14 protein-coding genes and 1 pseudogene are annotated in these 19,106 nt (G+C 48.8%); 10 read left to right on the forward strand and 5 right to left on the reverse strand.

Going from position 1 to position 19,106, the window contains the following annotated elements; genetic code table 11:
- Window positions 1-323: 323 nt before the first annotated feature.
- Together MJ611_RS14025 and MJ611_RS14030 are read left to right on the forward strand one after the other, a co-directional pair.
- Window positions 324-1,523: a helix-turn-helix domain-containing protein gene (locus MJ611_RS14025; RefSeq protein ID WP_250430469.1), complete on the forward strand. Its 1,200-nt coding sequence runs from the start codon at window positions 324-326 to the stop codon at window positions 1,521-1,523.
- A gap of 132 nt (window positions 1,524-1,655) precedes the next feature.
- On the forward strand, window positions 1,656-3,026 hold the full coding sequence (locus MJ611_RS14030) for a hypothetical protein (protein ID WP_250430470.1): 1,371 nt from the start codon (window positions 1,656-1,658) through the stop codon (window positions 3,024-3,026).
- Between the two features lie 210 nt (window positions 3,027-3,236).
- Here the strand turns inward: MJ611_RS14030 and MJ611_RS14035 are convergent.
- Window positions 3,237-3,446, reverse strand: a pseudogene (locus MJ611_RS14035) (transposase); the annotation flags it as partial.
- A gap of 298 nt (window positions 3,447-3,744) precedes the next feature.
- Here MJ611_RS14035 and MJ611_RS14040 point away from each other — a divergent pair.
- A complete protein-coding gene (locus MJ611_RS14040) occupies window positions 3,745-4,401 on the forward strand; it encodes a hypothetical protein (protein WP_250430473.1) in 657 nt (218 codons plus the stop codon).
- A 128-nt stretch (window positions 4,402-4,529) separates the two neighbouring features.
- Window positions 4,530-6,296, forward strand: a complete 1,767-nt coding sequence (locus MJ611_RS14045; protein ID WP_250430475.1) for a cache domain-containing protein — start codon at window positions 4,530-4,532, stop codon at window positions 6,294-6,296.
- A 274-nt stretch (window positions 6,297-6,570) separates the two neighbouring features.
- Here MJ611_RS14045 and MJ611_RS14050 read toward each other — a convergent pair whose 3' ends face one another.
- A complete protein-coding gene (locus tag MJ611_RS14050) occupies window positions 6,571-7,704 on the reverse strand; it encodes a sensor histidine kinase (protein WP_250430476.1) in 1,134 nt (377 codons plus the stop codon).
- A gap of 276 nt (window positions 7,705-7,980) precedes the next feature.
- Here MJ611_RS14050 and MJ611_RS14055 point away from each other — a divergent pair, with 276 nt between their 5' ends.
- The 4 genes from MJ611_RS14055 (at window position 7,981) to MJ611_RS14070 (ending at window position 14,210) form a co-directional block, all read left to right on the forward strand.
- A complete protein-coding gene (locus MJ611_RS14055; RefSeq protein ID WP_250430478.1) occupies window positions 7,981-9,795 on the forward strand; it encodes a carboxypeptidase regulatory-like domain-containing protein in 1,815 nt (604 codons plus the stop codon).
- A 223-nt stretch (window positions 9,796-10,018) separates the two neighbouring features.
- Window positions 10,019-10,636, forward strand: a complete 618-nt coding sequence (locus MJ611_RS14060; RefSeq protein WP_250430480.1) for a hypothetical protein — start codon at window positions 10,019-10,021, stop codon at window positions 10,634-10,636.
- Between the two features lie 89 nt (window positions 10,637-10,725).
- Window positions 10,726-11,217 carry a hypothetical protein gene (locus MJ611_RS14065; RefSeq protein ID WP_250430482.1) on the forward strand — a complete coding sequence of 164 codons (492 nt, stop codon included), beginning with the start codon at window positions 10,726-10,728 and terminating at the stop codon, window positions 11,215-11,217.
- Window positions 11,218-11,555: 338 nt separating this feature from the next.
- On the forward strand, window positions 11,556-14,210 hold the full coding sequence (locus MJ611_RS14070; RefSeq protein WP_250430484.1) for a PAS domain-containing sensor histidine kinase: 2,655 nt from the start codon (window positions 11,556-11,558) through the stop codon (window positions 14,208-14,210).
- Window positions 14,211-14,248: 38 nt separating this feature from the next.
- Here MJ611_RS14070 and MJ611_RS14075 read toward each other — a convergent pair whose 3' ends face one another.
- Both MJ611_RS14075 and MJ611_RS14080 read right to left on the reverse strand, forming a co-directional pair.
- Complete coding sequence (locus MJ611_RS14075) at window positions 14,249-14,473, reverse strand: hypothetical protein (RefSeq protein ID WP_250430485.1); 225 nt, start codon at window positions 14,471-14,473, stop codon at window positions 14,249-14,251.
- Window positions 14,474-14,854: 381 nt separating this feature from the next.
- Entirely contained in the window at window positions 14,855-16,030 is a 1,176-nt protein-coding gene (locus MJ611_RS14080) for an alpha/beta hydrolase (RefSeq protein ID WP_250430487.1), read from the reverse strand.
- A 313-nt stretch (window positions 16,031-16,343) separates the two neighbouring features.
- Here MJ611_RS14080 and MJ611_RS14085 point away from each other — a divergent pair, with 313 nt between their 5' ends.
- Window positions 16,344-16,883 (forward strand): RNA polymerase sigma factor, encoded by a 540-nt coding sequence (locus tag MJ611_RS14085; protein WP_250430488.1) that lies wholly within the window; start codon window positions 16,344-16,346, stop codon window positions 16,881-16,883.
- Window positions 16,880-17,494 (forward strand): cupin domain-containing protein, encoded by a 615-nt coding sequence (locus tag MJ611_RS14090; protein WP_250430490.1) that lies wholly within the window; start codon window positions 16,880-16,882, stop codon window positions 17,492-17,494. Before MJ611_RS14085 ends, MJ611_RS14090 begins: the two co-directional genes overlap by 4 nt.
- Window positions 17,495-17,665: 171 nt before the next feature.
- Here MJ611_RS14090 and MJ611_RS14095 read toward each other — a convergent pair whose 3' ends face one another.
- The gene (locus tag MJ611_RS14095; protein WP_250430492.1) at window positions 17,666-18,694 is read right to left on the reverse strand and encodes a pentapeptide repeat-containing protein; all 1,029 of its coding nucleotides are present in this window, start codon (window positions 18,692-18,694) and stop codon (window positions 17,666-17,668) included.
- Window positions 18,695-19,106: the final 412 nt, after the last annotated feature.

Below are 19,106 nucleotides of genomic sequence, written 5' to 3' on the forward strand. Positions count from 1 at the left end.
ACCCCCGTCATACGTTATAAGGTATGTTGCTGATGCTGTGCTGGTGCGGGCTTGCAGCTCGTGTCTTTTCTGCAGTTATACTTTCAGCACGCGTAACAGTACGGGCTGCAAGCCCGCACCAGCATGTGCCGACATGTATAAAGCAGGCAGCCATACCACCAGTGCAAAGGCGGTATTGGTATAAACCGGAAGCTCATGAGCAATATAACAGGAAAGTATGCAGCTCCTGTTGTTCTGCTCTCATAATCATAAGTTTTGTTGGTATTTAGTTAATAATTAACACATTGCGAGGTAAAATTTGTACATTGCCCTATTGTGTAACTATGTCTTTATTCGCTTTACAGGTAATATTGGTAGCGGGAGCTGTGCAGGGTCTTTTACTGTCGGCCATACTGTTTACGCGCAAAAAAAATGTGCTGGCAAACAGGCTGCTGAGCATGCTCATCCTGCTGGTTTCTTTCCAGTCGGTGCTGGCAGGATTCGACACGCGCGAATTTTTCATGGCTTTTCCGCACCTGAGCAAGGTGGGGTGGCTGTTGCCCTCCCTTTTCGGCCCCCTGTTGTTTCTGTTTACCAAAAAACTGACGAGCGAGAACCCTGCTTGGAGAAGATACGAATGGCTGCATTTTACGCCGTTCTTCCTCATCTTCCTCTACCTCCTGCCTTATTACTTGCAGTCGGCAGAAGCGAAAATGGCCTACCTAAACGACTTCGAGAAAGCCTCAGAGGATGATTTTGGCGTGCTGAACCAGCTCCTGAACCTGTTGCACCTCAGCTACGGCCTGGCGGCGCTGCTGCTGATCCGCAAACACGAGCAACGTATACTTCATAACTTCTCTGAGATCAGGAAAGTACGTTTGCGCTGGCTAAAGCAGTTTATAGTGTTGGTCTTTTTTACCATCCTTTTTGGCGTCACGATCTTCTACGCCCGTAAATGGAACCTGCCTTTCCTGACCGGATTTTACCATTATCATTACCTTGGGGTGATCATCTGCATTTACTGGATCGGGTACAAAGCCTTGTCGCAGCCTTCCATTTTCCAGAGGTCCCTGGCCCTGACCGCTGTTCCGCAGCCTGCCGTAGTACCGGAGCCTGAAGCACCGGAAGACACGGCACCGCCAGTAGCGACGAAGTATGAACGCTCTGGAATAAGCGAAGAAGCTGTGGATGCCTACCTGTTGCAACTGCTGGAATACATGCAGGAGCAGAAGCCTTACCAGAACAGCGACCTGACGATACAGGAGCTGGCGGAGGCGATTGGTATGGCAAAGCACCATTTGTCGCGTGTAATAAACGAGCGGCTGGGGAAAAACTTTTTTGAGTTTGTGAATGAGTACCGGGTAAATGAAGCCAAACGCCTGCTGGTGCACCCGAATTTCAGCCACTACACCACGCTGGCAATTGCCATGGAAGCCGGATTCAACTCGAAAGCTACCTTCAACGCGGTCTTCAAAAAGCTTACCTCTATGACCCCTACCGCTTATGCGGCACAGGAGAAAGCTGCCGCGGCACATCCGGCCTGAAATCTTCTGCTCACAAGCATTTTTTTCTCAAACTACCTGTCCAGACTTAGCGGATAAGACGCATTCCTGCCTGCTGGTGCATTCTTTTGCATCATGTTAGATCATCATACTTCCTTTTTTAAACCTATCACTATGAGAAAAGTATCTTACCTCACGCTCATGCTATGCCTGCTTTTATCCTTCAGAAGCCTGCAGGCACAGGACACCACCACCTATAAGCTGCGCCTGTCGCTTTCCCTGCTAGACCTTCCGCAGCAAACCGACCTGCCCCAGCGCTATCCGTCCATGCAACAGAGTACCGAGCTCAGCAACAACCTCTACGACCTGGGTTTCTGGGGGATAAACGGCCTAGGCAACAAGCTGGTAAAAGTGGACCATACCAGCAGCACTAAGGGTAGAGCTTTCCTGAACAAATCGGTGAAGTACCTGCTCAGCCTCGGCTTTGTAAAGTATGGCAGCGAACTACCCATACCCCTGGGCGTGTGGGCGCATGAAGAGTATCACCGGGTGGTGCTTGGCGTGAACGGCGTATCTTCTAAAAATGGTAACTGGCTGCCCAACCGCTGGGATGGGACCGTTTACGGAGTTACGGATGCAGAACTTACAAACCTGAAAGCAAACAACCTGAACGGGCTGCTCTACTCGTATGTGGCAGGGGTGCAGTCAGAGAACCTGAGCACCCAAACCAACCTCCTCAACGATTTTTACAACAAGCGCAGCTTCTATAAAAATGCGCTGTACCTTTACAATGCCTATTATACCTGGGATTACCTGAAGTTCTCTGCCAGCCCGGCCAGCGACGATGTAAAACAGGACGTACCGCAGCATGAAAATGCCGACCCACGTGAACGCGATTATGCTGGCTCTGATCTTACTGCCTGGGCCTACGATATGTTCAACCCTGACCTGCCGTACACCAGCCGTGATCCGTTTCCGGGAGGGGAGGGCGTTAACCGCAGAGTAGGCTACAGCGATCTTACGGAGGAGGCCCAGGATTTCCTGCAGAAACAGAAACGGCTCTCCCTAATCAATTTTGCGAATCCGGCTATCTTATTTGTAAACCGCATCCGCATAAGTCCCGAGCTTTCCTTTATCTTTTTCGGCCAGTATGTGCCCACGCATTTCGGTAACGATGTGGCCCTGCAACTGCCCGTAAAGTATAAACAATACAACGTACTGCTTGGCCTGCATAGGTACCAGAACCGCCAGCACACGTACCCGGGCCTGAACCTGGCCCTGGCTGATCTGCCACTCGGTACGCAGGGGCGCTGGCATACCAGTGTAGCCCTGCAGGGCTGGAAGCAGCCGGCTCAGCAAAGCTTTTACGACGAAAGCAGCAAGCTCGGCGGGGCAGCCGAACTCAGCATGAAGTATAGCCTGGGCAGCCATTTTGCCTCTTTCGTAACAGTGGCCGGCAAAACAGAAGGCTGGCAATTGGGTAGTCCTTACCTGAAAGACAACCTGAGCCTGCGGGCAGGAATCAGCTTTGATGTGTTGGAGTAAAAAAACGTTGGCGCGAGCTTGCAGCTCGTGCCTTCACTATTCAGGCGTCTGAAAGTCCCGCGAACGTCTGACGCAACACAGTTGCTTTCTTCGTAACTCAGATGCCCGTAGGAGCTGCGCACGCTGCGAGGTCTGGGCATCCATTCATTCCGGCTTTCCTGGTTGAGTTCGGCTATACTTAGTCCCCCTTTGAAGGGGGGAGGGGGATGTTTATTGTTTGGAAGTATACGGCTTCTGCTCCTTCAGCAGTACGCCGGGATTATTGTCTTTGGCCCGGAAGGTGAGGTGCACGTGGCGGGGCATGATGCACCATGCATAGACCTCCAATCCTTTGTGCTCTCGGCAAAAGTCCAGACTATCGGTAAGTACAGCAAAGTGTTCCTCCCGCATGAACACGTCTATCCGGTACACTACCGCTAAAGTTACTAAGTATAACCCCTTTTTGTTTGCTGGTCTTCCTGGTCAGGTAAATAGGGTTGCCTTGCAGAATTAAAGAAGACCTCTCACCAACCCCGGATCATCATTAACTAATTCATTGTAGATTTTATCAGGAAAATAGAAAGCGTGTAACAGTCACTTTAATACAATCTTCGTAAAAATTATATTAAATATTGTATGGATTATGAATCTATACTTGAACCTCTGCCTGCTTTAAAAGCGGCTCCTGCTTCTCACCCCGAGTTTATTCCCATAAAACAACTCAATATTTAAAGCAACTATGAAAGCACTCTCTTTATTAAAAGCTGCCTTATTGTTTGTAGCCATTCCTTTCCTGTTTGGCTGTGAGAAGGAGACTTTGTCTGAGCTGAAAATAACCACTGAAAACCAGCTTGGTAAAACCGGCAAAGGGGTTGAAAAGCCATTAAAAGGAAAAATGATCTCCTCCACTTACCTTGAAGGTGATACAGCATCAGGCTGGGCTGATAACAACCTGTTGCCGGCCTGGCTCTACGGATCAGGGGAAGGAAACGCGACGCATATAGGCAAATACACCGCTTACTTTAGCCAATATGCCACAACTGTTGAACAAAATGTTGCCTATGTTACAGGGGTTCCGGTTACTATGTTCTTCAGGGAAGAGCTACTGGAGAATTTTTCGGAGGCTGAGGTAGACTTGATGGAAGAACTGGAAGTCAGCATTGTCCTGGTAGATAAGCATGGTAATTCCATCTGGGGCATACGTTTTCCGGAAACAAGAGCTGTTGACCCGGAGATAGTTGAAGATGCTCCGGTTTACCAGAAATTGAAAATAGTAGGGGGAACAGGCAGGTTTGCAGAGGCTTCAGGTCAATTTACACTTGAAGGCTTTTCTGATCTTAGCTTCTCAGGTCCTGGCTTGGGCAGGCTTGAGATCAACGGGGTGCTTGTGTATTGAGAACATCTGGTTTTACTTATTCTGATAAGGTGCTCAAGCCCGTGTTTATATTCGGCTAACCAATGAATAAGGACATGTGCCGGCTGATGATGGAGTTATGCTGCTAACATTATTAAATTTCTTAACCCATGAAATTAGGCTTCTCTTTGCTCTTTGCTGCTCTCATCGTGTGGACTACCTGCAGAGCGAATACTTCTAAAAACATCGCCGCTCGTCAGGGGCAGCAGACCCAGCAGGACTCCACAAAGCTTCTTGTCCAGCTGGTGAAGGACGCTTCGGAGCAGGTCCGCAAGAACGGAGAGAAGGCCTTTACAGAATTCCGGGAGAAAGGCAGCCGCTGGCGCAAAGGCGAGACCTACATCTTCGTGCTCGATACCAAGGGCAACATGCTCGTGCACAACGATCCGGAAATGGAAAACAAAAACCAGCTTCAGTTAAAGGATATCAACGGCAAACCAATCGTGCGGGGCCTCATCAGTGCCGCCACCACACAGCCCGACAAGCCCGAAGGCTGGTATCATTACGAGTGGCCGGTGCCGGGTGGGCTGCTGCCCCGCTGGAAGAGCAGCTACGTGCGGCTGGTAAAGGCGCCTTCGGGTAAAAGCTATGTGGTGGGCAGCGGCATGTACAACGACCGCATGGAGCGCGCGTTTGTAGTGGACCTGGTTACAAAAGGCGTGGCAGAAGTAGAGCAGCATGGCGAGGCAGCCTACAAAACCTTTCACGACCCCACAGGCCCTTACCTGGCCAAGGATGCCTATATCTTCGTCTTCACCATGGAAGGTGTCGAGATCGTGAACCCGGCCTTTCCGACGGTAGAGGGCAACAACAACTACGACATGAAGGACGCGGAGGGCAAGTACCTGGTCCGGGAGATTCTCAAAACAGCGACCACCAAAGGAGCCGGATGGGTAGATTATATGTGGCCCAAGCCGGGCGAGAGCATCCCAACCCAGAAATCTGCTTTTGTGCACCTGGCCAACATGCCGAACGGGAAACAGGTGGTAGTGGGTTGCGGCGTATACCTGGCCGATGCACCGAAGGCAAAAGTTGTTCAAACGAAAATGTCTGCAACAGAGCTGATGACGCTTGTGCGCCAGGCAGCGGCCGAGCTTGAAAAGCGGGGCGAAAAAGCCTTCCCGGACTTCAGCAAAAAAGGCTCGAAGTGGTACCAGGATGATACATACCTCTTTGTGAACAAATTAAACGGGGGCAGGGTCTTTCTTGCTACACAGCCGCAGACCGCGGGGCAGCAGGACACCAGCAGGACAGATGCAGTGGGCAGGCCTGTTGTAAAAATGTTCACGAGTGCAACTGCCTCTCCAGAAGGAGAAGGCTGGGTGCACTACGAGTTCCCGAAGCCCGGCGACATCTTCCCGACCTGGAAATCCAGCTTTGTGAAGCGGATTACTTTCCCCTCAGGTGAGCAGTATATTGTTGGCAGCGGCATCTATAACATGCAGATGGACAAAACCTTCATAGAGGATGTCGTGAACCGGGCTGCTGCCCTGGTGGAGAAGCAGGGCAAAGGAGCCTTTGATCAGCTGCGCGACAAGAAGGGTCCTTTCTATTTCATGGATACCTATGTGTTCGTAGAGAGCCCGGAAGGCGTAGAACTGGCTAACACGGCACAACCCAGCCTGGAAGGCAGAAACCTGATCAAAGAAAAAGACCTGAAAGGAAAACTTATGGTTCGCGATTACATTGATGCTGCCATGAAGAATGGCGCTGCCTGGGTAGATTACTACTGGTACAAGCCCGGCGAGAATACGCCTGCCCGAAAGCGCTCCTACGTGAAAAAGGTACAGCATGGGAATGAAACCTACATTATCGGTTCCGGCTATTACCCGGCCGAAGAAGCGAAAGGCGCCAGGGCAGGAGGCACCCGGGAGTAGGACAGATACTAGCTACGGATTACGGATTATTGATGGGTTGCTTCATCCCATGGCAATAGAAATCAACTATAAAACTATACTTCCAACAATACCTATAGCCTGAATTCCCCTCCTGAGAGGGATAGGGGTGTGTTACTCCCTTTCCTGTTTTGGAGTTAGAGGCCCTTGATAAGAGGTGAGAGCCCGGGAAGCTAAAACAAGGCAACTACAGAACGATAACCGGTAACGTGACGAAGACTGAAAATCTCCCTGCCTTGCTGATCAAAAAGAACCCTTATACTTCCGCCGGAAAGTATAGCCTGAACTCTGTGCCTTTATCTTCTTCGCTTTCCACTTCTATTTTACCTCCGGCATTCTCCAGTATGCGTTTTACCATGTACAGCCCAATGCCTGTGCCTTCCGCGTGGCTATGAAACCGCTTGAACATGGTGTATAGCTCCTTTTGCTGGCGGCCATTTATACCCATGCCGTTGTCTCTTATACTTAGCACCACATAATGCTCCTCCAGGCGCGAGGATAAGGTAATGATACATTCCCGGTCCGGCGACTGAAACTTGATGGCATTGCTGAGCAGGTTATACAAAATACTCCGGAAGTTTTTGCGGGAGAATTTCAGTATGTTCACCTGGAAATCAGTGTGTATGAAGCAGTCTTTCAGGTTGGCAGGTTTGTGCAGGTCCGCCATGATCTCTTCGTATACTTCCTTAATCGTGATCACTTCATCCGAAGGATTTTCGCTGAGGCCTTTCTGCATTCTGTTGATCTCGGTCAGGTCTGCTATGGTGCGTTTAAAACGGTTCACAGAATCCACTACATGCTGCACGATCTCTTCTGTTGCACTGTTCAGCGCGTCAGCCGCTTCCAGTTCATTTTTCAGAATAGACATCAACCCTTCTATATTCAGGATAGGGGAATGGAGGTCGTGGGAAGCCGTGTAAATGAAAGTATCCAGGTCGAGGTTGATCCGTTCAAGCTCGGTGTTCTTGAGCTCGAGCACACTTTGTTGCCGCTCGGCCAGTTTATCCTGCAGCTCTTTCTGCTCGGTTATGTCGCCGGTTATCTTCGTAAAACCAATGTGCTTTTCATTTTCATAAATAGGGGTGAGCTTGATGGTGGCCCAGAACAGGGAACCGTCTTTCCGCATGCGCCAGTCTTTGGTTTCATACAGGCCATCTTCTAAAGCTGATTTCAATTCTACTTTGGGCATGTCTGCCTGCTGGTACTCATCCGGGAAAAGCATCCCGTAAAACTCGCCCACAAATTCATTCTCCTTGTACCCTTTCAGCTGCTCTACTCCCTTGTTCCAGGTCGTGATAATACCCTCGGTATCCATCGCGAAAATGGCATAATCTTTTATCTGTTCGATAAAGTAAGAGTTGATCTTATCTGGGGTGTGCTGTTGGTGCATGAGTAATAGGCGATAGTTTCTTGTGTTTACTCTGTTACCTCGGCACAGGTTGTTGCACTATAAATTGAAGGTTGTTCTGAGGGAAGGCTCGCACCGGCAAAGTAAATACTGTTATGAAATATCTTAAGTTCTTGTTTTAATATTAAAATATTATATTTTTACAATATTACTGACATTGCTTAGTTGATTCCTTAATTTAAATTCATTTCAGTGAACGCTCGGAAGCTATTCGCTCATTTACCTGCTATAAACCAGGCATATATCAGGGTATTTGTTTTGTTTCTTATTGTTGCGACTTACAACAGCTGTGAGAAAAAAGAGGAGGCTCTGCCGGAGGTATTCGGGAGTGTGGCTGGTACCGTTTACAACGAGTTCAACCAACCACTGGATGGAGTAACTGTTACGGTAACAGGAAATGGAATCAACAAAAAAGTCTCGACGGCAAATGGTCTGTACGAGTTCAAAAGCCTTCGGGTGGGGCGGTATGAACTGTCTGTAGCGCAGCCCAACTATATTGGTTTATCATCCGCGATAAATATACCTAATGAGCAGACGGTTATAGAAAACTTCTATTTAAAGAGCGGCGAAGAATACCTGACCCTTTCAGATACCCTGGCCAAGGCTATGCCAACCCTCGGCTTTCGTGAATTATCCATTCAAAGTAACTCCAGTTGGACTATACATACTGACGCAGACTGGCTGACAATATCAAAAGCTGCAGGCTCAGGCAATAGCCAGGTAATGGTAAACTGGACCGAGAACAAAACTGCAGAGAGCAGAACCGGTCTTGTAAAAGTGTTTGCCGGAAGCATACAAAAGCAATTTAAAGTAAGGCAGGCTGCTAAATTAAGTATAGTAGCTCATGCTGGTATACCTGGTAATGGCGCAAAATCAGTGGCAGACTCTGTGTATGTGAGGTTTAATAAAAAGGTAAAAACCATCAAAGTGAAACCACACCTGCAAACCTGTATAAGTGGCATCAACACCACGTATACCGACAACAATTCAGGAGTCAGGTTCAGTTATACATGTGCCGAATTGGGAGGGGAGTATACTTTTGATCTTGAAGTGGAAGACGAAGACGGCCTGAACAGCAAGCATGTGCTGAAGGCAGGCTTTTACAGCCGAAAGCTGGAAGTGCCAGGTAACATTGTTAACTATTATGTTGATGAGTTGAATAAGACATATTGGGTGCTTACAGCTTCGCCTGACGCAATTTATGAGTTGGCAATGAGCGATCTGGAAGTGAAGCGTAAGTTTAATATTGCTTTTGAACCCAAGGGACTTGCCCTTAATCATCTGACCAACGAATTGTATGTGTACCAGGATTCGCCGATCCTTTCGGTGCTGAACAGAACGTCGGGAATGCTGAAGCGGGAGTTGACGATACCAGCAGATCCGGGTGATCATTCAGATCATCCAACAGTTTACCCTTACGACTTTAAAATTACCGGAAATGGTTTGGGCGTTCTGCTTCTCAAGGCCAAGGGCTCAAGTGCACTCAGCTGGCGTATGATCGATACCCAAAATAATGATTACTTCTATAAGCACGAGCAGCATAGCTTTTTTGGAGAAGACGCTTACGACGCTTTTCTCCAGGTTGAAGAGAATCATGATAGAAGTAAATTGTTGTTTTCCATCCCCTACGGCTCTGCCAAAGTGGCCATACTTGACCAGAATACCCGAAGGTTTACAAGTTATATGCCGCCTGAATATACACGGGGTGTTTTCATTACTCCTAACAGGAAGGACGACAGGCTCTACATCGCGCAACTTTATAACCAGAACATAGTGAACCTGGCGACAGGATTTTCGGGCAGACAGTCGTACGTCGATAACCGGGAAAATGGAAGTGCTGACTTTAGTTACAAGGCAAATGACGCCAATGTCATTTACTTCTGTGACAATGAATATCTGCAGGTCTTAAATTATGACCGTGTTAAAACGGATACATGGTATTCGGTAGTGTATGGGCTGAGAGGGGCAACCGCTACAACCGATGGGAAATACCTGCTGGCTTATAACTCGCAGAACTGGTACTACACAAGAGGAAACTCATACATAGTACAGTTCTCAACAGATATCTTCTAGTCTGGCGGGAGTATGCCCTCAGCCAGGGAGAGCTTGTGGCTCTTACTGTTACTTTTGCTAAAGGTATAGCTGAGCGGAAAATAAAAAACACGAGCAACAAACTCTCACCAGTGGGGGAGGTCTGAAAACGTATTGATTTTTAGCCGCTAAAAAATGTTTTTAAAACAAACTATATATAAATTTGATTATATATACTTGTGCTGTACATCTAAAGTGTCAAATTATGCAAATGCTCTGTCGCGTTATCGGAATCACGCTGCTGCTTCTGATAGCTTACAATGTTTCGTTAAAAGCCCAAGGCCATCGTAACAACGGCTATATCGGGGTAGGGCTGGGGCCAAGTTTTGTAACAGGAAACAACAATGTAAAAGCCGGCACAGGACTGCATTTGAATTTGCTAAACGTTGGCTATGTAATAGGCAAAGGCTTTGGAATAACCGGAACCTGGGTGGGAGGTGCGCATGCTTTTGATTCGGAAGCTACAGTTTATGATCAGGGATCCACTTATACTTTACCGGCACAAGCTGAACTGAGTTATGGTGTGCTGATGATTGGCCCGATGTACACGCTGAACCTGACAGACAACTCGTCCTTGGATTTTAAGGCAAGGGTGGGCAGGTTGTATACCCGCGAGAAATCTACTTCAGAAGCCTATGCTTCTACATCTGAGAACACAACCCTTGGCGCGTCGCTGGGTGTAGGTTACCGCAAAAAAATAGCAAACCGCTGGTGCCTGATGCTTTCTTCTGATTATTATGCGGGCAGGCAGCAATTAAGTTTTGCAGGAGACCAAAGCACCCATATCCTAAGCTTTACCTCCGGGATAGGCTTTGTGCTGTAAAGCCTGACGCATGCACTCCGAAATCGCTGTAACAGTTGTGCTTCAGCCGGACTCTGTGCTGGTGTTGCTCGTGCTGTAAGTATAGCTGCATGGAAAATAAAAGGCACGAGCTGCAAGCTCGAGCCATTGGGGAGAGAAATTGGTTATTCCTCTTATATTTGTTTATGCAAAGTTTAAATTCTCTACGCCTGTTTTTGGTGCTGTTGCTCCTTGCTTTTTCTTCATGCGATGGTGAAGATGATAAAGAGTATGAAACAAAGAAAGGGTTCCTTACGGCTCATACCTGGAAGTATGAAAGAGTAAGCATTAACGGAAGCGCAAACCGGGTTAACAGTTTTCCGGATGATCGTTTCAAGTTTAATATGGATGGTTCTTATATTAAAACTACTACTGATTTAGATGGAAATATTTCTAAGTATGATGGTAATTGGGAGCTTAACAGCGATGCCACACAGCTTACCTTCATACAAGGAACCATGCGCTTTACTGCACCCATTAGAGAGCTTTCAGCTAAGTATCTTAAAATAACAAGAAACGATGCTCCTGAAATTTTGATTGAGTTTGATTTTATACCCGAGTAATGCTAAACTAATTTATAATAACTATAAAGCCCTTGCCATAAGCAGGGGCTTTTGTTTTTACTATTGCTGCTAGTGCGAGCTTGTAGCTCGTACTGTGACTAGTGCTGAAGGTATAGCTGCGTGGAAAAGAAAAGCACGGTCTGCAAGCTCACGCCAGCGGGGGGACGGACGTAGGGGTATAAAGTTTCGGACTATAAACCGACAATGTCGAGGGGCGGAATTAATCTTGCTGTGGAATTGTGTATCTTGGAACATTAATTTTCATCTACAGCATGCAGCAAGCTAATTCTGTCGGGGGGCAAGTCCCGGCATCGGACTTTCAGGTAGTATTTAACAATATGTTAGGCAATTACTTGTTGCTGCAACCCAACCCGCCCTTTTTTACCATACTGGCCGTGAGTGACGAACATCTGCGCATTACAGGCCATGAAAGGCACGAGGTAGTGGGCAAAAGTGTTTTTGAGGCATATCCTGTGAACCCGGAAACTGACTCAACAACGGGTCCTTCCAGCCTAAAGGCTTCTCTTGAGAACGCGTTAAGCAACAAAGTGCTCGACCAGATGCCCATGGTGCGTTATGATTTGATAAACGCAGCCGGAGAATTTGAAGAGCGGTACTGGAAGTCAAGCAACAAGCCTGTTCTGGACGCGGAAGGCAATGTGCTGTATATTTTACATTCTCCAGTTGAGATCACGGAGCAAGTAGTGGCAGAAAGAAAGGGCACTGACATGCGGGAGATTGGAAAAAAGTACAGCCTGTTTATGCAGGCTCCGGTGGCGGTTTGCATTGTAACCGGCCCTGAGCATATTGTTGAGCTCGCTAATGAGGAAATACTCAGCATATTAGGCAGAACATCAGAGATTATCGGTAAACCTTTGTTTGAGTCACTGCCCGAAATCAAAACGCAGGGTTTTCCGGAACTACTGGACCAGGTGCGCACAACTGGCCATCCTTTTTACGCGACCGAATACCCCATCATGCTGGTGAAGGATGGGAAAGAAACGCATTGCTACTACAACTTTGTATTCCAGCCTTATTATGCAAACGCAGGCGACACGGTAGCTGCCGGTGTGTTCAGCGTGGCGCATGACGTAACGGAGCAGGTGCTGGCACGCCGAAAGGTCGAGGAAAGCGAGCAGCAGTTGCGGTCTTTTATAGAGAGTTCGCACCACCCCATTGGCGTATACTTTGGCAGTGAGATGCGGATACAGTTTGGCAACCAGGCGCTTAAAGATGGCCTGGGCAAAGGCAACGACATTGTGGGCAAGCTGTACAAAGACGTACTGCCTGAGTTAGAGAACCAGCAGGTGTTCGAGCAGCTCGAAACAGTTTATAACACAGGTGTACCTTTCCAGGCCAAAAATCACAAGCTAGACCTCCTGGTCGGTGGAGAGCTGCGGGCGCATTATTTCGATTTTAGCTTTACGCCCCTTTTTAATACAGCAGGAGAGGTGTACGGTGTCATCAACACAGGAGCCGATGTTACAGAGCTGAACCTGGCGCAAAAGCGCCTAGAGGAAAGCGAGGCGCACTTCCGGAACATGATCAAACAGGCACCCGTCGCGATAGCCTTTACGTGGGGCAGCGAGATGGTGGTTGAGAACGTGAATGCGCCCATGCTGCACATCATGGGCAGAGAATCCGCAGACGAAGTGAACGGCAAGAAACTGGTAGATGCGCTGCCAGAGGTGGAGGGCCAGGCCGTACTGGAGGTAGTACGCCAGGTGCTGCATACCGGAAAAGCGATCTCGGCAAACGAACAGCTGGTGCATTTGCTGAAAAACGGCAAAGTGGAGCCGCATTATTTAAACCTGTCTTATACCCCGCTCATGGAGGAAGGTGAAGTAAGTGGGGTGATCCATGTGGCCCAGGATGTAACAGAGCAGGTGCAGGCAAGGAAGAAAATCGAACAAAGTGCCCGCGACCTGATGAACCTGGCTGACGCCATGCCACAGATCGTGTGGATGGCCAAACCGGATGGGACTGTTACCTACTATAACAAACGTGTAGCTGAGTTTTCGGGGGCCAGACAGCAGCCTGACGGCGGTTGGCATTGGGAAAGCATGATAATTGAAGAAGACGAGCAACGGACAATAGATGCCTGGAATGAGGCGGTGCAGGCGGTTACACCCTACGAAATTGTGCATAGGCTGCGGATGTCTGATGGCAGCTACCGCTGGCACCTGAGTCGCGCACTACCGCAGTTCGACAGCAACGGCAGGGTGACCGGCTGGTTCGGAACGGCTACTGATGTGCACGAACGGAAAGAGCAGCAGGAGGCATTGGAAGATAAGAACAGGCACCTGGTGAGCATCAACAACGATCTGGACAATTTCATCTATACCGCCTCCCACGACCTGAAAGCACCTATCCTCAACATCGATGGCCTGCTGGCCCTCTTGTTTGACGAACACACTGCTGTAGATCTCAGTAGCACGGAAACACAGGCCATCCTGCAAAGGATGAAGAGCTCCGTTGAACGCTTCAAGAAAACCATCGACAGTCTGACTGAAGTGGCCAAGCTGCAGCAGGAAAATGTGTTCAATGCCGAGCAGGTGCATGTAGCGGAGGTAATTGAAGAGGTGATGCTGGACCTGGCGCACTTGTTAAAATCTTCTGAGGCTGTGGTGGACGTACATGTGGCGCCTGAGACGGCTATTCGCTTCTCGAGCAAGAATTTGCGGAGTGTGGTTTACAACCTGCTCTCTAACGCAATTAAATACCGCGCTACCAACCGGACTCCGCACGTTCATATCAGTTGCCAGCTGGTAGGCAAATACCATGTCCTGACCTTCGCCGATAACGGGCTTGGCATGACACCAAGCCAGAGGGAAGGCCTTTTTACCATGTTTAAGCGTTTCCACGACCATGTGGAAGGCACTGGCATCGGGCTTTATATGGTGAAGAAGGTGGTGGAGAACGCAGACGGGAAGATTGAAGTGGAAAGTAAGGTAAATGTGGGCACGACCTTCCGGATTTACTTACCAGTATAGGCTGATGTGGTCCTGAACGGCACCATTACTTATTACCACTATTTCGACGCCTTCTCCCCGCTGGCGCGGGCTTGTGAGGTAACATCCAGTTGGTTGGCTTTTGCTATGGTGATAATGTCGCCATTGGGATAGGCAAAATGGAAAGTACCCAGCAACATGACCTGCGCCTGGCCCTCCCAGCCACCTTCCTTTTTAAACTGTGTCAGCGCAGGCATAAGGCAACTGCCAGCCAGCAGCGCTACAGCGAGTAATAGTTTTTTCATAGTTCGGTAGAGTTTGTTTCTGCAACAGATGGAATGGAGGTTGCCTGGGAGGTATGATTTTATGGAGGCTGGATAGTTACTCCTTCAGCGTGAAGACGTTTATCAGATATACTACCTCAATGCTGATAATACATAACCTCGTCTTGTTATGAAATTTATTCTTCCGCTTCATGAGAAAAATAGCTGAGCGAAAAAGAAAATATACGAGCAACAAACTCGCGCCAGTGGGGGAGGTCTGAAAACATATTGATTGATAGCTGCGAAAAATGAAGCTACAGCATGAGCGGCATAAATCCTATACCTGAAAATTGCAGATCATAGCAAAGCCCGCCAGGTACGAAATCTGACGGGCTTTGTGCTATAGCTCCAAGGAGCTGTCTTCTATTTATTCAGCCCTTTTTTAAGCTCGGATGCGGCTAGCTGCTGTGCTTGCTTAGCCTCCGGCAACACAGTGGCCATGCCAAAGAACTCGTGGGTAACGCCGTCATAGTTCTGGTACGTGACCGGCACACCGTCTGCTTCCAGTTTGTCTGCCAACGCTCTGCCTTCACTCATGAGCGGGTCAATTTCGGCCGTGATGATGGTGGTCGGCGGCATTCCTTTCAGGTTCGCCTGCACCAGCGAAATCATCGGGTCTTTGCCATCCGCCGGTCTGCGGAGGTACTTGTCGAAGAACCAGGCCATGAGCGGTTTGCTGAGTGGCTTAGCATTGGCATTCTTCTGGTACGATTCAGTGTTCATGTCATAGCCGGCAATCGGATACACCAGCAGCTGGTGCATTGGCAATTGTGCCTTCTTATCGCGCGCCATCATGCTCACAGAAGCGGCCAGGTTGCCACCGGCACTTTCACCTGCTACCGCAACACGTTTCGGATCCCCTTTGATGGAACCTGCATTTTTCAACACCCACTCATAAGCCGCATAGGCATCGTTGTGCGCAGTAGGGAATTTATTTTCAGGCGCCTGGCGGTAGGCCACAGACACTACGACTGCACCCGTCTGCTCGGCAAGCGCCTGGGCAGAGGCGTTGTATGTATCCAGGTCGGCGATCACCCAGCCGCCGCCATGGTAGTACACAATTACCGGGAAGGGGGCGTTGCCATTTTTAGGAGTGTACACACGCCCGTGAATGTTGCGACCGCCACTGACTGGTATCTGAACGCCAGAAGTGTCTACCTGTGCAGGAGGCATCGGAATGTTGTTTTCCTTCATCAGGGCCATCACGGCATCAGTTGGGGTAGGAGCCTGGCGGGCAGCCTTCGCATCCATATCCACCAGTTTTTTACCGCCGCTCAGGCTATCCAGCTTTTCCAATACGGCCTGCATAGGCGGTGTGATAGAGGCTGGTGCCCAGTCAGGTTTGGGGCCCTTTGGTTGAATTTCGTTCTGAGCAGTGCCGGCAGTCGTATCGGCAGCGGCAGTGTCGGTGTCTGTGGCCGTTGTGGTTTCGCTGTCTGTGTTCTGGCCGCAAGCCGCCATGCTTAGCAAGCCGGCAATGGCGCAAGTGTAGCCTAGTTTTTTGAACAGCCAGGCCGGTTGCATTCTGTTGTTTTTCATAGTTGATAGTATAAGATGTATAATGTTAAACGAGTGGGAAGTATTTACGTACTAGCCCATTAAATTAGATTTGTGCTAAGCTAATTTAATATAAACCGAAGTGGGTGGGTTTTGTTTGTTGGAGCCGGTTTAATATCAGAAAGCAATTTCTGAACGGGCTTTGTAGCGATCCGGATGGTTAAGCTCTTATCTGTATAAATCTGTAAAGTATCATTTTATAGTCCTGGTTGCGTCCAGGCAGCTTTAAATTTTCAGTACAACAAAATACCCCCTCGGCTTCTGCAAAGAGTTTAAGTGGGGATGTAAACCATATATGTCAGGAATAGATTTTCAGGGTGAAACAGAACAGAGCCTGGTTGCCGCTCTCAGGCAGGGCAGGCAGGAAATGCTTGGAAAGTTGTATGACGCCTACGCTCCCTTGCTGCTGGGGGTGATCTCCCGGATTGTGCCTGATACGGAAGTGGCTGAACAAGTACTACAGGAAACTTTTGTTGCCATCTGGACGCGAATAGGGGTATACGACGCCTCCAAAGAGCGCCTGCTCACCTGGGGACTTGCCATTGCCAGGGGAATTGCCCTGGAAGCTGTGAAGACAGGCCGCTACAGCTCCTCTGTAAATCCTGCAAATGAAACTAACCTGCAGCAAAATAAAATTTTACCTTTGCAGCAGGGACATGTAAGCAAAGAGAATCTTTGTTCGCTTGCCCCACTGGAGAAAAGAGCGCTGGAATTGTTATACCTGAAAGGACGCACCTATGCCGAAGCCGCAGGCGAACTGAGCATGACCGAAGCAGCCTTGAAAGAGGTGTTGAAAAGCGCATTCACTCATTTAAAGGCAGATAAGTCAGCATGAACACGGTTGCAGAATTTATTGAATCCGGTATACTGGAGCTGTATGTGATGGGAGCTGCCAGTGAGGAAGACGTGCTTGCCGTAGAAAAAATGGCGGCTGCTCATCCCGAAGTAAAACAGGAGATTGAGCAGATCAGCCTGGCCATGGAGCATTACGCGCAGACCTGTGCCACAAAGCCCCGTTCCACCGTGAAAACAATGGTGATGGCTACCGTCGATTACCTGGAGCGAATGAAACAGGGGGAACTCCCGGAATCTCCGCCAGTACTCACGCCCGGCTCCTGCATCAGCGACTACGGGAAATGGCTCGATAACCCCAAGGCCACACTGCCCGCTGATGCCGAGCAGGTTTATGCCCGCATCATCGGCTATACTCCCACTGCCACCACCGCTATTGTGTGGGTGCGTGAGCAAAGCGAGGAGGAAGTGCATCACGATGAATACGAGCGCTTCCTGGTCGTGGAAGGCACCTGCCTGATGCGTGCAGGGGAGGAGACCTACAACCTGGCCGCCGGCGATTATTTTGCTGTTCCGCTCAACACGCCCCACCAGCTCACCGTAACCTCCACGTCACCCTGCAAAGCCATTTTGCAGCGTTTGAGTGTGGAGTAAGATACTAAAATGGCAGCTGTGTGTGCAGGTACCTTTCCTTTCCCCCATGTATTTTTTAACTGATAAGCTTCCAGCTCCAGCGCTTGCCGGAGCAGCTGTTACGCATGCTGAAGGTATAGCTGCGTGGAAAAGAAAAGGCACTAGCTGCAAGCTCGCGACAGCGGGGGAGGTTTATTTCAGAATAATGCCTGTTGTATCTGCATTTTTTAAGCTGGAATCGTTTAAGAAGCGGACGTTTCTCAGGTCAGCGCCCCGTAGCCTGGCATTTTTAAGCCTTGCACCTCGTAAGTTTGCACCTCTTAGATCGGCACTATCCAAAATAGCGTCTTCTAAAAAAGTTTCCTTTAAAAATGCGTTTTGCAGATCGGCACCCCTCAGATCGGCTCTGGTAAGATCGGCGCCTTCTAAAATGGCATGCGTTAATTTTGCGCCCCTTAAGTCAGCATTGTATAGTTTAACGCCGCGCATATCAGTCAGAGACAGATCAGCACCCCTGAGTCTGGCCGCATTCAAATCAGCACTATCCAGTTTCGCGAACTGCAGGAAAGCAGCAGTCAAATCAGCCGAATGGAAATAAGCCTGACTTAACCTGGCCTCGCTCAGGTCGGCTTTCACCAGGCTGGCACCAATAAAGAAAGCGCCTTTTGCATTTGTGAAAGACAGATCAGCGTTGTCGAGCCTGGCACCTTGTAGCCTGGCGCTTCTTATAAACGAACCGCTTAAATTGGCGCCTCTCAGATCGGCGCTATCTAATACCGCATTGTTCAGTTCAGAGTTTGTAAAGACGGTATTACTCAGATTAGCTTTGGCCAGTTTTGCATTCGAGAGGTCGGCCCCATACAGGTTAGCGCCATGCAGGTCAATCCCTTCAAAAAAACCATACTCTCCGTTCAAACCCCGAAGATCAACTCCTTCCTGGTGCAGAAATTTTAAAGCGTCCATGCGTCCGCCTCCTTTCTCTAAAAGTATAGACCAGTTCTCGCGGATGACCTCACGCCTGCGCCTTGGTCCTTCTAAAAACCAGGAAATAACGGCTATAAGTATGATCAGTTTGCCAAGATACTTTATAAGTACAAAAATAGCCAGGTGGCTTAACCAGTAAGCGATCCATTCAAATGTCCAGTTAAGCCAGCGAAACGGGGCTACCCATGCAGAGCCGTTTTCAGGTTTAACAGGCCTTTTTTTCTCTTTCTTACTCATTTCATAATGCTGGCTTATACTTAAGCTATACTTGCTAGCATAGGCACAGTTGCATGCAGATTCTGTGCGTGCCATCCAACGTATAACTGGTGCTGCGCCAAATTAAAATTCAGAAATCAGAAATTATGAATACAGGGTAATCCTGCGCTTCCCTGATTTTATAAGTCTAACATGTTTCTAAAAACCAAACTGGAGAAGCACTAGTCCTGACACGTTTATCATTTTACCTTTTGGCAAGGTACTCAGGCTTAGTGTTCATCGCAGATCCGCGCCAGAAAGAAGAGAATGAAACAGCCCTATCCTCAAGGGGATAATCGGTAGCTGCGCCTGGCAAACTGCGATGTAAATGAGGCAAAACCAGAAAAGATATGGATCAGGATAAGGCTATAAGTTTACACCTGTAGCTTCTATT

This window comes from Pontibacter ruber, assembly GCF_023630205.1.
In the GTDB taxonomy this organism is placed as follows: domain Bacteria; phylum Bacteroidota; class Bacteroidia; order Cytophagales; family Hymenobacteraceae; genus Pontibacter; species Pontibacter ruber.

Excerpts from the sequence above, each read along its gene's own strand:
- MJ611_RS14025 (WP_250430469.1), top strand. The coding sequence starts at position 324 with ATGTCTTTATTCGCTTTACAGGTAATATTGGTAGCGGGAGCTGTGCAG.
- MJ611_RS14030 (WP_250430470.1), top strand. The coding sequence starts at position 1,656 with ATGAGAAAAGTATCTTACCTCACGCTCATGCTATGCCTGCTTTTATCC.
- MJ611_RS14040 (WP_250430473.1), top strand. The coding sequence starts at position 3,745 with ATGAAAGCACTCTCTTTATTAAAAGCTGCCTTATTGTTTGTAGCCATT.
- MJ611_RS14045 (WP_250430475.1), top strand. The coding sequence starts at position 4,530 with ATGAAATTAGGCTTCTCTTTGCTCTTTGCTGCTCTCATCGTGTGGACT.
- MJ611_RS14050 (WP_250430476.1), bottom strand. The coding sequence starts at position 7,704 with ATGCACCAACAGCACACCCCAGATAAGATCAACTCTTACTTTATCGAA.
- MJ611_RS14060 (WP_250430480.1), top strand. The coding sequence starts at position 10,019 with ATGCAAATGCTCTGTCGCGTTATCGGAATCACGCTGCTGCTTCTGATA.
- MJ611_RS14065 (WP_250430482.1), top strand. The coding sequence starts at position 10,726 with ATGGAAAATAAAAGGCACGAGCTGCAAGCTCGAGCCATTGGGGAGAGA.
- MJ611_RS14070 (WP_250430484.1), top strand. The coding sequence starts at position 11,556 with ATGTTAGGCAATTACTTGTTGCTGCAACCCAACCCGCCCTTTTTTACC.
- MJ611_RS14075 (WP_250430485.1), bottom strand. The coding sequence starts at position 14,473 with ATGAAAAAACTATTACTCGCTGTAGCGCTGCTGGCTGGCAGTTGCCTT.
- MJ611_RS14080 (WP_250430487.1), bottom strand. The coding sequence starts at position 16,030 with ATGAAAAACAACAGAATGCAACCGGCCTGGCTGTTCAAAAAACTAGGC.
- MJ611_RS14085 (WP_250430488.1), top strand. The coding sequence starts at position 16,344 with ATGTCAGGAATAGATTTTCAGGGTGAAACAGAACAGAGCCTGGTTGCC.
- MJ611_RS14090 (WP_250430490.1), top strand. The coding sequence starts at position 16,880 with ATGAACACGGTTGCAGAATTTATTGAATCCGGTATACTGGAGCTGTAT.
- MJ611_RS14095 (WP_250430492.1), bottom strand. The coding sequence starts at position 18,694 with ATGAGTAAGAAAGAGAAAAAAAGGCCTGTTAAACCTGAAAACGGCTCT.